Origin of the sequence: Bacteroides uniformis (assembly GCF_025147485.1) — a bacterium.
GTDB classification, from domain to species: Bacteria; Bacteroidota; Bacteroidia; order Bacteroidales; family Bacteroidaceae; genus Bacteroides; species Bacteroides uniformis.
Genome location: NZ_CP102263.1, coordinates 4,234,574 through 4,250,337, shown reverse-complemented (window position 1 = coordinate 4,250,337; position 15,764 = coordinate 4,234,574). Strand labels below are relative to the sequence as shown.

The 15,764-nt window shown below is 48.1% G+C and carries 10 protein-coding genes and 1 tRNA gene; 8 read left to right on the top strand and 3 right to left on the bottom strand.

Features of this window, described 5'->3' with window-relative positions; genetic code table 11:
- From NQ510_RS17240 to NQ510_RS17225, 4 genes are all read left to right on the top strand, one after another.
- Entirely contained in the window at nt 1–744 is a 744-nt protein-coding gene (locus tag NQ510_RS17240; RefSeq protein WP_005831681.1) for an ABC transporter ATP-binding protein, read from the top strand.
- Entirely contained in the window at nt 737–1,693 is a 957-nt protein-coding gene (locus tag NQ510_RS17235) for an ABC transporter permease (RefSeq protein ID WP_005831677.1), read from the top strand. The genes NQ510_RS17240 and NQ510_RS17235 overlap by 8 nt, the downstream gene beginning before the upstream one ends.
- 127 nt (nt 1,694–1,820) lie before the next feature.
- A tRNA-Ser gene (locus NQ510_RS17230) sits at nt 1,821–1,908 on the top strand.
- Between the two features lie 447 nt (nt 1,909–2,355).
- The gene (locus NQ510_RS17225) at nt 2,356–4,893 is read left to right on the top strand and encodes a beta-mannosidase (protein WP_005831673.1); all 2,538 of its coding nucleotides are present in this window, start codon (nt 2,356–2,358) and stop codon (nt 4,891–4,893) included.
- A gap of 87 nt (nt 4,894–4,980) precedes the next feature.
- Here the strand turns inward: NQ510_RS17225 and NQ510_RS17220 are convergent, their stop codons facing one another.
- The gene (locus tag NQ510_RS17220; protein ID WP_005831671.1) at nt 4,981–5,685 is read right to left on the bottom strand and encodes a NigD1/NigD2 family lipoprotein; all 705 of its coding nucleotides are present in this window, start codon (nt 5,683–5,685) and stop codon (nt 4,981–4,983) included.
- Between the two features lie 180 nt (nt 5,686–5,865).
- Between NQ510_RS17220 and NQ510_RS17215 the strand changes: the two genes are divergently transcribed.
- From NQ510_RS17215 to bglX, 4 genes are all read left to right on the top strand, one after another.
- Nucleotides 5,866–6,414: an RNA polymerase sigma factor gene (locus NQ510_RS17215; protein WP_005831669.1), complete on the top strand. Its 549-nt coding sequence runs from the start codon at nt 5,866–5,868 to the stop codon at nt 6,412–6,414.
- On the top strand, nt 6,415–7,740 hold the full coding sequence (locus tag NQ510_RS17210) for a porin family protein (RefSeq protein WP_005831667.1): 1,326 nt from the start codon (nt 6,415–6,417) through the stop codon (nt 7,738–7,740). It begins immediately after the preceding gene.
- A 176-nt stretch (nt 7,741–7,916) separates the two neighbouring features.
- Entirely contained in the window at nt 7,917–10,379 is a 2,463-nt protein-coding gene (locus NQ510_RS17205) for a beta-glucosidase (protein ID WP_005832495.1), read from the top strand.
- Between the two features lie 30 nt (nt 10,380–10,409).
- Nucleotides 10,410–12,614 carry a beta-glucosidase BglX gene (gene bglX, locus NQ510_RS17200; RefSeq protein ID WP_005831660.1) on the top strand — a complete coding sequence of 735 codons (2,205 nt, stop codon included), beginning with the start codon at nt 10,410–10,412 and terminating at the stop codon, nt 12,612–12,614.
- 68 nt (nt 12,615–12,682) lie between these two features.
- Here the strand turns inward: bglX and pflA are convergent, their stop codons facing one another.
- On the bottom strand, nt 12,683–13,408 hold the full coding sequence (gene pflA, locus NQ510_RS17195) for a pyruvate formate-lyase-activating protein (protein WP_005831659.1): 726 nt from the start codon (nt 13,406–13,408) through the stop codon (nt 12,683–12,685).
- 1 nt (nt 13,409) lies between these two features.
- Nucleotides 13,410–15,638, bottom strand: a complete 2,229-nt coding sequence (gene pflB, locus NQ510_RS17190) for a formate C-acetyltransferase (protein WP_005831658.1) — start codon at nt 15,636–15,638, stop codon at nt 13,410–13,412.
- Nucleotides 15,639–15,764 lie beyond the last annotated feature (126 nt).

Below are 15,764 nucleotides of genomic sequence, written 5' to 3'. Positions count from 1 at the left end.
ATGGACGAGCGAGTGATTGCATTGACAGACTTGACCAAGCAGTATGGGCGCTTCACTGCCGTAGACCGCATTTGCCTGACTATTCGTAAAGGGGAGATTTTCGGATTATTGGGGCCAAACGGCGCCGGCAAGTCAACTACCATCCTGATGATGCTGGGGCTGACGGAACCCACTTCCGGCTCTGTGGAGATTTGCGGTATCGACTCTACCAGGCATCCTATCGAGGTAAAGCGGAAAATAGGCTATCTGCCCGAAGATGTGGGGTTTTATGATGACATGACCGGTTCGGAAAACCTTATATATACTGCGCGTCTCAATGGCATTTCGGATGCCGAAGCGAAAGTCAAGGCGCTGGAGCTGATGGAGCATGTGGGGCTTGCCGGACAGATGAAAAAGAAGACCGGGAAATATTCGCGCGGTATGCGCCAGCGATTGGGGTTGGCAGACGTGCTTATCAAAAATCCGGAAATTATAATCCTGGATGAACCTACTTCGGGAATAGACCCTGCCGGTGTTCAGGAGTTCATCGAGCTCATTAGGCAGTTGAGCCGGAAGGAGGGACTGACCGTCTTGTTCTCTTCCCACCACCTGGACCAGGTGCAGAAAGTTTGCGACCGCGTGGGACTGTTCAACAGTGGGAAGCTGGTCACCTTGATTGATATGTCTGATTTGAAGGACAAGCATCAGGAATTGTCTGATATTTATAACCATTATATGGAGGAAGGAGGAGAAAGGCATGAATAAAGTCAATTATCCTTTTCGGGTAGTCGTCAACAAGGAAATATCCGACCATGTGAAAAGTTGGCGGTTCATTATCTTGATGGGAATCATTTTGCTTACGTGCATGGGCTCACTCTATACCTCGCTTACCAACATAGGTGCCGCCATCAAGCCCAATGACCCGGACGGTTCGTTCCTTTTCTTGAAGTTATTCACAGCCTCGGATGGCACATTGCCTTCTTTTGTGCAGTTTATCAACTTTCTGGGGCCGTTGTTGGGGATTGCGCTGGGATTCGATGCTATAAATTCGGAACAGAACAAGGGGACGTTGAGCCGTATGCTGTCACAGCCTGTTCATCGTGATTGCATTATCAATGCCAAGTTCGTGGCTGCATTGATTGTGATAGGTATCATGCTGTTTGTACTGGGATTCCTCGTAATGGGCTGCGGGTTGATAGCGATAGGCATTCCTCCCACAGCAGAAGAATTTTGGAGGATTGTATTCTTTCTCATAATCAGTGTGTTCTATGTGGCATTCTGGCTGAATCTGGCCATTCTGTTTTCGCTTTGCTTCCGTCAGGCGGCCACCTCGGCATTGGCTTCGGTGGCGGTATGGTTGTTTTTCAGCGTGTTCTATACGATGATTGTCAATCTGGTTGCCAAGGCATTGAGCCCTTCGCAGCTGGCATCTCCTTATCAGATAGTCAGTTACCAGAAATTTATTCTCGGTCTGATGCGTCTGGCACCTAGCGAACTGTTCAATGAGGCGACCACAACGCTGCTGATGCCTTCCGTCAGAAGTTTGGGGCCGCTTACTATGGAGCAGGTTCAGGGGGCCATTCCCAGTCCGCTGCCATTGGGACAGAGTCTTTTGGTGGTGTGGCCGCAGCTCACCGGACTGATTGCAGCTACTGTCATCTGTTTTGCTCTTTCGTATGTCATATTCATGAGACGGGAAGTCAGATCACGGTAATGATAAGTATGTTTTATTGAGTGTTGAAAGTCCGTTCCGGCATTGGTTGCTTGAACGGACTTTTAATATTATTTGCCCGAACATTTGGTAATTCCAAAAACTTCCCTTACTTTTGCGCCCCGAACAAGGAGAGGTGCTCGAGTGGTTGAAGAGGCACGCCTGGAAAGCGTGTATACCCCTAAAGGGTATCGGGGGTTCGAATCCCCCTCTCTCCGCAACAGTTCTGAATAAGATGGAAAACTAGCGGGTAAAGGTCTACAAATCTATGATTTGTAGACCTTTTTTGCTTGTACTCCGTTTGCTTTGAAAGACTTGGAAACTATGTCTTTGTAAATTAATTATAGATAATGAAAGCTGGATGACATCTCCTTTCATAATAAGGCGATGGGATAATGCATTGCCACTGCAAAGCAAGTGCATGCTTTTTGCAGTGCTACTGCATTCAGCTTTGCAGTGGCGCTGCAACACATATGCAGTGTCACTGCAGCATATATGCAGTAGCGCTGCAACACGTTTGCAGTCACACTGCAGCAGATGTGCAGCGACGCTGACCCGGTAGGTGTGTACGGGATTGTATCATGTTTCGTTAAGAAGATATTATAAAGTATCCTTTGAATGTCGTATTTTTGTCTATCCGTAATTTAGAGTAGTCAAAGAAAACTATGAAACACACTCGTATGAAACTAAAAACAGCGGTAAAGAACCTTCATGAAGGCTGGAAATTCCGGCAGGCGAGACTGACCAATTGGTATCCGGCTACAGTTCCGGGAGTAGTCCACACGGACTTACTGCAGAACAAGATTATTGAAGACCCGTTTTTCCGGTTGAACGAACGGGGATTGCAATGGATTGACAAGGAAGACTGGGTTTATGAAACTTGCTTTACTCTTGCTGCCGACATGATGCGGAAAGAGAATATGGAGCTTGTGTTCGAGGGGCTGGATACTTACGCTGACGTTTATTTGAATGATGAATGTATACTGAAAGCGGACAATATGTTTCGCCGCTGGTCTATCCCCGTTAGGCAGTACATCAGGGAGGAGAATAATATATTGAAGGTGTACTTCCATTCGCCGGTAAAGATAGACGTCCCCAAATGGGATGCACTTCCTTACCAGTATCCGGCATCCAATGACCAGTCTGAAAACGGAGGCTTGTTCAACAAGAAGATAAGCATTTTTGCCCGTAAGGCGGGTTATCATTATGGCTGGGACTGGGGCCCACGTCTGGTTACCTCCGGCATCTGGCGTCCGGTGTATATCAGGGCTTGGAGCGATTTGAGAATCAACGATGTGTTTATCGAGCAGAAGGAAGTCGGTGCAGGCAGGGCCGTGATTGCCGGACATGTGGAGCTGGATGCCGATAAGGATATGGACGGAGTGCTGGTCACGATAACAGACGAGGCTACCGGAAGAGTGCTTGGCGAGTGGCAAGCGGATTTGAAGCGAGGCACCAATCGGGTGACCGTTGATTTCGTCCTTCACAAGCCGAAGCTGTGGTGGAGTAATGGACTGGGGGAGCCTTTCCTTTACCGTTTCCGTACGGATATCATTGCAGGCGGGGAATTGTTGGACTCTAAAACCGAAAGGGTGGGCATACGCTCTTTGAAGGTGGTGCATCAGCCGGATAAGGACGGGCATACTTTCTATATAGAGCTGAACGGGCGTCCGGTTTTTGCCAAAGGAGCCAATTACATCCCTTCGGATAACTTCCTGCCGCGCGTCACTCCCGAGAATTATAAAAGGACGATTCTCGATGCCGCCGGTGTAAACATGAATATGTTGCGTGTCTGGGGCGGAGGTATCTATGAGAACGATGTCTTCTATGATTTGTGTGATGAGCATGGAATTATGATTTGGCAGGACTTTATGTTTGCCTGCAGCATGTATCCGGCAGAAGGCGCCCTGCTCGATAATATCCATCAGGAGGCGGTGGACAATGTGAAACGTTTGCGCAATCATGCCTGCATTGCTTTGTGGTGTGGAAACAATGAATGCCAGGATGCCTGGCTGGGCTGGGGCTGGAAGTGCGAGATAGAACGGCAGAACAAGGAATATGCCGACAAGATTTGGGCACAGTACCGGCAGCAGTATCATGTCACCTTACCCGGGGTGGTCAGGGAGTATGCACCCGGAACCTTCTATTGGCCTTCTTCTCCGTTCGCATTCGAGGGAGAGATGTCCGGTACTACTGACGGGGACCGTCACTATTGGAGTGTCTGGCATGGTAAAGCACCCATTTCCGATTATGACAGCGAGAAATCCCGCTTTTTCAGCGAGTACGGCTTTCAGTCTTTTCCAGAGTTCGACTCCGTCAAGCGCTATGCTCCTTACCCCGAAGACTGGGATATACGTTCCGAGGTGATGATGTCCCATCAGCGTGGTGGCGACCATGCCAACGGGCTGATTGAGACTTACCTATTGAATGAATATAAAAAGCCGCGTGATTTCCGGGCATTCCTTTATATGAACCATGTGCTGCAGGGAGATGCCATCAAGACGGCCATCGAGTCGCACCGCCGCCAGATGCCGTATAATATGGGGACGCTTTTCTGGCAGCACAACGACTGTTGGCCCGTAGCTTCCTGGGCGAGCCGTGACTATTACGGACGCTGGAAGGCGCAGCACTATTATACTCGCAAGGTCTATGATGACATCCTGATTTCTCCGGTAGTGGAGGGGGATGATTTGAAAGTATATGCAGTGTCCGACCGCTTGGAGAATACTTCCGGCCGGCTGCAGCTCCAGGTCTGCCGGTTCGACGGCACTGTGGTTTATCACTGGGACAAATCTGTCGGCATTTCCGGTAATGACAGCCGTGTCTGTTTTTCCGCACCGCTTGCCAAGCTGCTGGAGGGGGCAGATAGAGGAACGGTATATGTCCGCGTAGACTATACGGACAAATCGGGCAGGGTGTACCATAACAACTACTGTCTGGACAAGCAGAAGAATATGAATTATCCGAAAGTGGATTTGCAGACCGAAGTCCGTTCCATTGAAGGCGGATATGAAGTGACGGTATCAACAGACAAGTTTGCCCGTGCCGTATGCTTGTCCGTTGCTGACAATGAAAGTGTATATAGCGACAATTATTTTGATGTCCAGCCGAAGAGCAGCGTGCAGGTACAGGTCAGGACGCGATTGTCTGCCGAAGCGTTCAACGCTTCGTTGAGGCTGACTTGCTTGAACAATGAATTCTGATAAGTTATGGAAAAACAAAGCGGAGCAACATATTGAAATGTTACTCCGCTTCTCATTGAGATGTTGAAAAATGTGTTTTCAGGAGATTTAGTTGTTTTCTTTTTTAATGTCTATGGTCATGAACCGTTCACCGTCATATAGACTTTTGACGCGGATGTTCAGTCCTTTTTTCTCTTTCAGCTGTTCCGCTATATTGTCCAGCTTGAAGGAGGCCAGTCCGGTGCCCAGTGTGAGCTGGCTGTCATTGTAGGCATTGTGGCGGAATTCGAGATTGACGTAATCCGGTTTGTCGTTCTCGCCGGTGGATGCTTCGTTGATGACCAGGTTCAGCATGTGCTTCTTATCTTCGTTGTTACTGTGGTAGAATTGATACTTGATGTTCAGATACTCACCCGTAATCCATAAATCCGTGGCGTTGATGTTGTCGTCTCCGATACTGTCCGCCTTTTCGGCAGGCATGGAGTAGATGTCTTTGGTCAGAATATTTTCGATGTGCTTTATTTGGGCATTGTATTCGTAGCCTGGAAGTTTCTCTTCCAGTTCGCGGAAGTAGATGAAAGCCCTCTGGCCGTCTGTTACGGCATAGTCGTGAACATAGGTTGTGTCACTGGGATATAGTTTACTGCCTTCGTCCAGTGAGAAATAGTAGTCTTTTCCTTCGATGACCTTTACCGTACCTACGGCGAACAAAGTGTCATATTTGTCATCCCAATCGTCCAGGCATGATTGCAATACAATGGCAGTCAGGAATAAAAGCATGGATGTTGCCAATGTCATTCTCAGTTTCTTCATAAGTGGTAGGTTTTAGCTCTTTTCTGTTTAAAACTTATTTTTGTATTCAGAAAATGCGGTGAAAAGCTAAATACTGCGTAGTATACTGTTAAAGAAATGAAAGTATGATTTTCTTCTCTGCCTGATGCAGTATTTTTGCGCCGATTGCATTTATAGGGTAAACACGTGTTAAAAGAGAGAATGGAAGAACAGGAATTGGCAGAACGCTGTAGGCAAGGAGACAATCTTGCCCGCAAAGAACTGTATGAGCGCTATGCGGGACGCATGCTCAGCGTATGCCTTCGTTATGCAGGTGACCGGGAGACTGCCCAAGACCTGATGCATGACGGTTTTCTGAAACTTTTTGATTCTTTCGATAAGTTCACTTGGCGGGGAGAGGGTTCTCTGCGGGCATGGATGGAACGCGTAATGGTGAATACGGTGTTGCAGTATTTGCGGAAAAATGATGTGATGAATCAGTCATCGGCCTTGGAGAATGCACCTGAAGCTTATGAGGAACCGGAAGGTTCGTCAATAGATGTCATTCCTCAAAAGGTACTAATGCAGTTTATCAGTGAATTGCCTGCCGGCTATCGTACCGTATTCAACTTATATATTTTTGAAGAGAAATCCCATAAGGAGATTGCTCGACTATTGGGAATTAATGAAAAATCCTCTGCCTCGCAGTTGACGCGTGCTAAAGCGACTTTAGCGGCAAAAGTACGTGAGTGGATGAAAAGAAATGATTAAATGAAGGAACGTATGGAAGATGAATTGTGGTTGAAAAAGATAAAGGACAAGCTGGAAGACTATTCCGAACCGCTGCCGGTTGCCGGATGGGAGCGGTTGGAGAAGGAATTGTCCGTTTCCGGAGCTCCGATAACCGGACCGCATAGGATGATACCTTTCCGTCGCTGGGCGGTGGCCGCGGCAGCTGTGTTGCTGGTGGCGGTTTCGTCCGTCAGTCTGTGGCTGTTGCAGAGTCCGGTAGGGAATGAAATGCGGCATACGTCAGTGCCCGCTTTGGCTGTGGCTCCGGACGTCTTGCCGGAACAGACAGTACCTGCCATACGGACTAATTCCATAGAGCCTGCTTATCGGGCACATGGAAATGCATCGGCGCCCAATAAGGAGGCAAGTCACCCTTTGGTTGCACAACATATCAGAATATCGGTTGGCGAAGAACAGCAGGAGGAAATGCTGCCGGTTGAAACTGCAGATGAGGTTGTCGGTATTGGACAGCAGGCGGAAGAACCGGTAGTGGAAGATACGGACCATGAAACTACAATGCAGACCGAGGAACCGGAGACAAGGGAAGACCGCTATCGTCCGTCAGGCCGGGACAAACTGCATCTTCCGGAAAAAAACAGTTCTGGTAGGGATGCTAAAGGATGGGCGGTTGGCTTGTCCGTAGGAAATACGGGAGGTTTTTCATTGGCGAATGAAGGGGAAGCGAATGTGATGTCGGACTACATGCCTGGAAGTCCTATTTATGGCGGTAACGTAGATTTATCCTCTACGGCCAATGGCATTGTTACTATTCCCGACGGGCAGGAACTGGTTTTTAAGGATGGTATGCCCTATCTGCAAAGACGCGAAAAGAAAATTGCGGATATAGACCATAAACAACCGCTCAGTTTCGGTGTTTCGGTGCGGAAAAACTTGGCGAAGGGTTTCTCTGTGGAAAGCGGGCTGACGTATACCTATCTTGCTTCTGACGTAAGGTATGAGGGCAGCTCGGAAAAGATAAGCCAGAAGCTGCATTATATTGGCATTCCGGTACGGGCCAACTGGAACTTTGTGGATGCAAAGAACTTTACGATGTACGTTTCGGCGGGGGGTGCCATTGAAAAATGTGTGTATGGCAAGATTGGTACTGAGAGTGAGACTGTGAAACCGGTACAGCTTTCTGTCATGGGTGCTGTCGGTGCCCAGTATAACATAAGCAATAGGGTGGGCCTGTATGTGGAACCGGGAGTATCTTATTTCTTTGATGACGGTTCGTCGATACAGACTATACGCAAGGAGAACCCGTGTAACTTTACGTTGCAGGCCGGTATACGTCTTACTTATTGATAGCAGGACAGACATGTTTTTGTCCACTTTCTTGTAGATTCAGAATTTTCTTAATAACTTTCGGCCGTGTTTCTTCGTTGGTGGATGAAGGGACACGGTTTTTTATTGATTGAGAAGAAAGAAAGTAGGTCGGGACATGCCCGGCAATATAACAAACACGTAGTAAAATAGACAAAATGAAGATTAAAAAGAAAGTAGCCTTAAGCGGGCTATTGCTTTGTTGTGCAATCACGGCAAAAGCACAAGTGTGTATTACTCCCCAGGTGGAGCAGCGTGCCAGGGAGTTGGTTTCTCAAATGACGCTGGAAGAAAAAATCGATTACATTTCCGGTCCCAAATCTTTTTATATCCGGGCTGTACCCCGGCTTGGCATACCCGAAATCAGGATGGCCGATGGTCCGCAAGGCATACGTAACAATACTCAAAGTACCTTGTATCCTTGTGGCATCTTGTCGGCTTCGACATGGAACCGTAAGTTGGCTAGAGAGCTGGGACATGGTTTGGCCCGGGATGCAAAGGCCCGTGGGGTAAGTATTCTGTTGGGGCCTGGAGTCAATATCTACCGCTCTCCTCTATGCGGGCGAAACTATGAGTATTTTGGTGAAGACCCTTATTTGACGGGCGAAACTGCTAAAGAATATATCTTGGGAGTGCAGGAAGAGGGAGTTATGGCTACGGTGAAGCATTTTGCGGCCAATAACCAGGAGTGGAGCAGACATCATGCCAGCTCAGATGTGGATGAACGCACGCTGCAGGAAATTTATTTTCCCGCGTTCCGAAAAGCTGTGCAGGAAGCAGGAGTAGGGGCGGTTATGGATAGCTATAATCCGCTGAACGGGGTACATGCCACCGAAAACAGCTGGCTGAACATTGATGTATTACGCAAGCAGTGGGGATTTAAAGGTATCCTGATGTCTGACTGGACATCTGTATATTCTGGTGTGGGAGCCGCTAATGGAGGGTTGGATTTGGAAATGCCCGTCGGTAAATTCATGACCAGGGAAATTCTTATTCCGGCAATAGAGAATGGTATCGTGAAGGAAGAGACCATTGACGCCAAAGTCCGGCATATACTCCAGACATTGATTGCTTTTGGAGCACTTGATACTCCGAGAGAAGATAAATCTATCGATAAAGACAATGCACAGTCTAAGGAAATTGCACTTGACTTGGCGAGAGAAGGAGTAGTCTTATTGAAAAATGATAACGGTACGTTGCCTTACCGGAACGGTAGAACATTGGTAATCGGGCCTAATGCCGATATTATTCCCACAGGAGGAGGAAGCGGATTTGTCACCCCTTATTCGGTAGTGTCACTCTATGACGGTATGGTTCAGTTGAAGGGCGGCAGACAGATAGAGCTGCTGTCTGACAGCATTCTTTATAAGGATATGTCCCAACAGATTTATACGGATGGCAGTTTTACGCAAAACGGTTTTAAGGGCGAATATTATAATACTCGTAATCTTACCGGAGAACTCTTTCAAGCTGCCATAGAGCCTGCCATAGACCATGCCTGGAAATACGGTGCACCGTTCGACGGCATGCCGGTAGATCAGTTTTCTGCCCGTTGGACGGGAGTTTACAAGGCTGACAAGGATGGAACTGTCAAGTTCCAGCTGGCTGGCGATGACGGATACCGTCTGTTTGTAAACGATAAGCTGATTACCGGAGATTGGGGGAACCATTCATTCAGTACCCGCAGTGCATTTATGCAGGTCAGTGCAGGGGAGATATACCGGTTGCGTATTGAATATTTTGATAATGTGGGTGAGGCGACTGTCAGTTTCCAGGCAGGAATGATGGATGAGGAGCGTTTGGCCTCTTCACTGAAGCATGCCAGGAATGTTATTGTATGTGCCGGGTTCAACAGCAGTACAGAAGGTGAAGGGTTCGACCGTCCGTTTGCATTGTCATACGGGCAGGAATATCTCATTAATAAAGTGGCTTCACTTCATGATAATGTGGCTGTGGTGGTGAATGCCGGAGGTGGAATAGATTTCCGCAATTGGGGGCAGAGTGTACAAGCTATTTTGATGGCATGGTATCCGGGGCAGGAGGGTGGAAAGGCCCTTGCCGAAATCATTACGGGCAAGCTTTCGCCAAGTGGCAAACTACCAGTCAGCATCGAGGAAAAATGGGAAGATAATCCGGTATATGGTAATTATTATGACAATCGCAATGTACCTCATAAACGGGTGCAGTATGCCGAAGGTGTTTTCGTAGGTTATAGGGGATATGACCGGAACGGAAAGCAGCCGCTCTATCCTTTCGGGTATGGACTGTCATACAGTAGTTTTGAATATAGTAATCTGAGTGTTGAGAAGACGGGGGGAAGCCGGGTTACGGTAAGCTTTGACATCAAGAATACCGGAAAGATGGATGCTGCGGAAGCGGCTCAGGTATATGTGCGGGATGTGGAATGTTCTGTTCCGCGTCCATTGAAGGAGTTGAAAGGCTACGATAAGGTTTACTTGAAGAAGGGTGAAACCAAGCGCGTTCGGATATTGCTGGATGAGGAAGCCTTTGCCTACTATGATGTGGAATCACATCGGTTTGTAGTGGAAAAGGGGACTTTTGAGATTCTGGCAGGTCCTTCTTCAGCTGATTTACCATTGAAGGCAACTGTTGTTTTATGATAAAATAAATATCAAAACAAGAATGGCAGTATGAAAAAGATAATAATACTGATGGTTTGTCTGTGGGGACTTGGTAACACCTTTACCTCGGCACAAACTACGGAGAAGGAGAAATTCATCTCAAGCTTGATGAAGCAGATGACGCTGGATGAAAAGATAGGCCAGCTTGCACAATGCACCTACCGAGGGAATTTTACCGGACCCGACGGTGGAAATATTCCTAAAGAAGAGTATGTCCGGCAAGGCAGAATAGGCTCTATGCTGAATGTGATAGGAGTAAAGGATATACGCCGTTATCAAGAGCTTGCTTTGCAATCGCGTTTGCGCATTCCTTTAATTTTCGGACTGGATGTTATCCACGGCTATCGTACCGGATTTCCGCTTCCGCTTGCCGAGGCTGCAAGTTTCGATTTGGCCATGATTGAGGAAGCTGCACGCTACAATGCTTTGGAAAGTGCCGCTGATGGTTTGAACTGGGTTTTTGCCCCGATGGTGGATATTTCGTGGGACGCACGTTGGGGACGCGTCATGGAAGGGGCCGGTGAGGACCCTTATTATGGTTCTCGGGTAGCGGAGGCGCGTGTCAGAGGCTTGCAAGGAGACGATTTGGCAGACACGACGACTGTCATGGCATGTATGAAACATTTTGCCGGATATGGTGCACCGATAGCAGGAAAGGAGTATAATAGTGTGGATATGTCAATGGGCCACTTTGCCAATTTTTATATGCCTCCCTATAAGGCGGCCATAAAGGTAGGAGCAGCTACCGTGATGAGTGCTTTCAATGATTTTAATAATATTCCTTGTACTGCCAATGATTTCTTGCTCAACCGGCTATTGAGAGAGCAGTGGGGATTTAAGGGATTTGTTGTGTCCGATTATAATTCGGTAGAGGAATTGGTGAACCACCGTTATGCTGTTGACAAGAAAGATGCCGCAGCCAAAGCGCTGAATGCTGGTCTGGACATGGAGATGGTAAGTACCTGCTACTTGACTTATCTGAAGGAGCTTGTTCAAGAAGGGAAAGTAAAGGAGAGTGTGCTTGATGATGCAGTACGGCGTATATTGGAGAAGAAATATGAGTTGGGATTGTTTGAGGACCCTTTTCGCTACTGTAATCCGGAAAGAGCGGCCAGAATACTCAATGCGCCCGAAGTCCGTAATGCTTCGCTCCGTATGGCCGAGCGTTCCGTTGTATTGCTGGAGAATAGGGAATCTGTGCTTCCGTTGACGGCACAGACGAGGAAGATAGCCTTGATAGGAGGACTCTCAAAATCCCAGTACGATATGGCAGGTGCTTGGGCTGCCACTACGGACCGGAACAAAGTGGTGACCTTATATGATGCATTGGTCCGGAAAGGACTGGAGGTGAGCTATGCTGAAGGCTATGATATGAAGAGCAATCAGTTGACCGGATTGCAGGAAGCATTACAGGCTGCTGAGGCTTCGGATGTCATTGTTGTGGCGGTAGGCGAGAGATTCGGTCAGAGTGGCGAGAAGGCTTCCAAAGTGAATATAGCCATACCCGAGGGGCAGCAGAAGCTGGTGTCGGAACTGGCAAAGACTGGAAAACCTGTCATTGCTCTTGTCATGTGTGGGCGTCCGGTAATCTTCAATGAGATAAGGGAACATGCTGATGCGGTACTGTGTACTTGGTGGCTGGGAAGTGAGGCCGGCAATGCCATATGCAATGTGTTGTGGGGAGAGTATAATCCTTCGGCTAAATTGCCCATGACATTTCCTGCACACGTAGGACAGATTCCCATTTATTATCAGAATAAGAGCACCGGCCGCCCTACCGCATTGAAACAGACCTATAAGGCATCTTATATCGATGCTTCCACTGAGCCTGCCTATCCTTTCGGATATGGGCTTTCGTACACGGATTTTGGATATTCTGATTTGAAACTGCTGCCGGGCAAGGCTGCAGGCGTCCATACGGAGGTGTCGGTAAAAGTGACTAATACCGGTAAGTGTGCAGGAGAGGAAGTAGTTCAATTGTATGTGCAGGATAAGGTAGCCTCTGTTACGCGTCCGATAAAGGAATTGAAGGGCTTCAGGAAAATTCATCTGAATGTGGGTGAAAGCAAAACTGTAGCTTTTCAGATAACTGACGATGCACTGGGATTCTATGACAATGAGATGAATTATATGGTAGAACCTGGTGATTTCGTCTTTATGGTGGGTGGCAGTAGTGATGATGTACAGCAGATTACCTATAACTTGAAAGAATAGGATTCTTACCCTATAAATGAAAAGCAAGGCTGTCTGGAATCATATCCGGACAGCCTTGCTTTTCTGTTTTAGTTGGTTATCACATTCGTGAAATACTCTTTGAACAGTTTTTCTGCCCGTTCCAGTTGTTCCGGAGTATTTTCCTTCACTTCTTTCAATTTGTAATCCCATCCCATGGCTTCGTATTTGTGAACACCCAGACGGTGATAAGGAAGTATTTCCACCCGTTGTATCTGCTGGTATTTGCCAAGACTTTCACCCAGCAGGCGGGTGTCTTCTTCCGAATCGCTGTAACCGGGGACCAGTACATAGCGCAGCCAGAAGGGGTGTTCATGTTCTTCGAGCCAGGCAGCGGTGCGGAGTGTCTGTTCGTTGCTTCGTCCCGTCAGCGTACGGTGGCGTTCGGGATTGAATTGCTTGATGTCCAGCAGCACGAGGTCAGTCAGGCTAAAGAGCTCTTCCACCTTTTCATTCCAGATGCCTCCGTTACTGTCCAGACAGATATGGATGCCGTTCGCCTTCAGCTCCTTGAAAAGAGGAATCAGCGCTTCTGCTTGCAGGGTAGGCTCACCGCCGGAGAAAGTAATACCTCCTTTCTTCCCGAAGAATGCCTTTTGGCTGATAGCCATTTGCAGAATCTCTTCCGGAGTGGTGGGAGTGCCTCCTTTTACATCAATCGTATCCGGATTGGCACAATACAGACAACGGAACGGACATCCTTGCAGGAAAACGACGAGCCGGAGACCCGGCCCGTCGAATGTTCCCATACTTTCGTAGGAGTGTACATTTATCATATTACATTCTTTCGTGGAATGAACGGCTGATGACTTCCAACTGATGCTCGCGGCTCAACTTCACGAAGTTCACGGCATAGCCGGAAACGCGGATGGTGAGTTGCGGATACTTTTCAGGATGTTCCATGGCATCTTCCAGCATTTCGCGGTTCAGTACGTTTACGTTCAAATGGTGGGCACCTTTGGTGAAGTAGCCGTCCATCATGGTTACCAGGTTCTCTACACGTTCTTCCGGTGTCGGGCCCAGTGATTTGGGAACAATGGAGAACGTATTGCTGATGCCGTCCTGCGAGTCGCGGTAGCGCAATTTGGCTACGGAGCTCAAGGAAGCGATGGCACCGTTCTTGTCACGTCCGTGCATTGGGTTGGCACCCGGAGCAAAGGCAACACCTTTGGCGCGTCCGTCCGGAGTGGCACCGGTCTTCTTGCCGTACATCACGTTGGAGGTGATAGTCAGCAAGGAAAGGGTGGGACGGGCATTCTTGTAGACAGGCAGCTTTTTCAGTTCTTCGCTGAAATAGTAAACGAGGTCTACTCCCAGGTGGTCCACACGGTCGTCATTATTGCCGAAGCAGGGGAATGAACCTTCAGTGTCGAAACCTTCGGTCAGGCCGATTTCGTTGCGGCGTGCAGTGACTTTGGCATATTTGATGGCGGACAGTGAGTCTATGGCGATGGAAAGGCCGGCAACACCGTATGCCAGATTGATGCGTGGGTCGGTATCGATGAATGCCATCTGGGCTTTCTCATAATAATACTTATCATGCATGTAGTGGATGATATTCATGGCCTCGTTGTAGACACGGGCTATTTCAGTCAGTACCTTCTTGTAGTTGGCCATAACTTCCTCAAACTTCAATGTCTCACCGGTCAATACGGGAATACCTTTCACCATGACAGTTCCGGTATTTTCGCAACGTCCACCGTTGATGGCGAGCAGCAGGGCCTTGGCAAGGTTGGCACGTGCGCCGAAGAACTGGATTTGTTTGCCGATGGCTTGGTAGGATACACAGCAGGCGATGCCGTAGTCGTCGCAGTTGCGCACTTCACGCATCAGGTTGTCGTTTTCGTACTGGATGGAGCTGGTATCTACAGAAACTTTGGCGCAGAAATCCTTGAAGCCTTCCGGCAGTTCGGGACTCCACAATACGGTCAAGTTCGGTTCCGGAGAAGGACCGAGGTTGTATAGCGTCTGCAAAAAGCGGAAAGAAGTCTTGGTGACCTTCACGCGTCCGTCATTGAAGCGTCCTCCGATGGCTTCGGTCACCCAAGTCGGGTCACCGGCAAAGATATCATTGTATGATTGCATACGCAGATGGCGTACCATGCGCAGCTTGATGACGAACTGGTCTATCAGTTCCTGTGCAAACGTCTCATTGATTTTTCCGTGAGCCAGATCGTATTCAATGAATATATCGAGGAACGAAGATACGTTACCCAGTGACATGGCTGCTCCGTCCTGCTCTTTGATGGCAGCAAGATATGCCATGTATACCCATTGCACGGCCTCTTGAGCTGATGTAGCCGGATGGCTGAGGTCGAGTCCGTAATATTCGCCCATAACCTTGATGTCCTTCAAAGCTTTGATTTGTTCTGCCACTTCTTCGCGTAGACGGATGCGTGCTTCGGTCATCGGGCCGGTGAGGTTGCGCAAGTCCTCCTGCTTGGCTTCAATCAGACGGTCGATGCCGTAGAGAGCCAATCGGCGGTAGTCGCCGATGATACGTCCGCGGGCATAGTTGTCGGGCAATCCGGTAAGGAATCCCAGTGAGCGGAAGGAACGGATTTCTTCGGTATATACATCGAATACGCCGTCGTTATGTGTTTTGCGGTAATGGGTGAAGATGTCTTTTACTTTATCGTCCACTTCCACTCCGTTTTCACGGCATGCTTTTGCTACCACGTTGATGCCTCCGAAAGGTTTGATGGATCGTTTCAACAGTTCATCAGTCTGCAAACCGACAATAAGTTCATTGTCCTTATCAATATACCCGGCTTTATGAGAAGTGATGGTAGATACGGTGGTATTGTCCAGTGAACGGACGCCATTGTTGTTCCTTTCTTCTTCGAGAGCCTTCAGACAGATGTCCCAGATACGTTTGGTACGTTCGGTAGGTCCCTGCAAGAAAGATGCATCCCCGGTATAGGGTGCGATGTTTTTACTGACGAAATCACTGACATTGATTTCTTTATTCCAAAGCCCATTGGTAAAGGTTTTGTTCAATTCCATAAAATTTGTTTTTGTTAGTAGGTTAGATAATGTTATCCTTTAGAGCGCGCAAAAATACTGAATAAATTCCGTAATTTTATAAGAGATACTTCTCTTTTTATGTTGAACAGCATAAAATAACTATTA

Bases quoted from the DNA above. Each gene is read 5' to 3' on its own strand.
- NQ510_RS17225 (WP_005831673.1), top strand. From the start codon at position 2,356: ATGAAACACACTCGTATGAAACTAAAAACAGCGGTAAAGAACCTTCAT.
- NQ510_RS17240 (WP_005831681.1), top strand. From the start codon at position 1: ATGGACGAGCGAGTGATTGCATTGACAGACTTGACCAAGCAGTATGGG.
- NQ510_RS17205 (WP_005832495.1), top strand. From the start codon at position 7,917: ATGAAGATTAAAAAGAAAGTAGCCTTAAGCGGGCTATTGCTTTGTTGT.
- bglX (WP_005831660.1), top strand. From the start codon at position 10,410: ATGAAAAAGATAATAATACTGATGGTTTGTCTGTGGGGACTTGGTAAC.
- NQ510_RS17210 (WP_005831667.1), top strand. From the start codon at position 6,415: ATGAAGGAACGTATGGAAGATGAATTGTGGTTGAAAAAGATAAAGGAC.
- pflA (WP_005831659.1), bottom strand. From the start codon at position 13,408: ATGATAAATGTACACTCCTACGAAAGTATGGGAACATTCGACGGGCCG.
- NQ510_RS17235 (WP_005831677.1), top strand. From the start codon at position 737: ATGAATAAAGTCAATTATCCTTTTCGGGTAGTCGTCAACAAGGAAATA.
- NQ510_RS17220 (WP_005831671.1), bottom strand. From the start codon at position 5,685: ATGAAGAAACTGAGAATGACATTGGCAACATCCATGCTTTTATTCCTG.
- pflB (WP_005831658.1), bottom strand. From the start codon at position 15,638: ATGGAATTGAACAAAACCTTTACCAATGGGCTTTGGAATAAAGAAATC.
- NQ510_RS17215 (WP_005831669.1), top strand. From the start codon at position 5,866: ATGGAAGAACAGGAATTGGCAGAACGCTGTAGGCAAGGAGACAATCTT.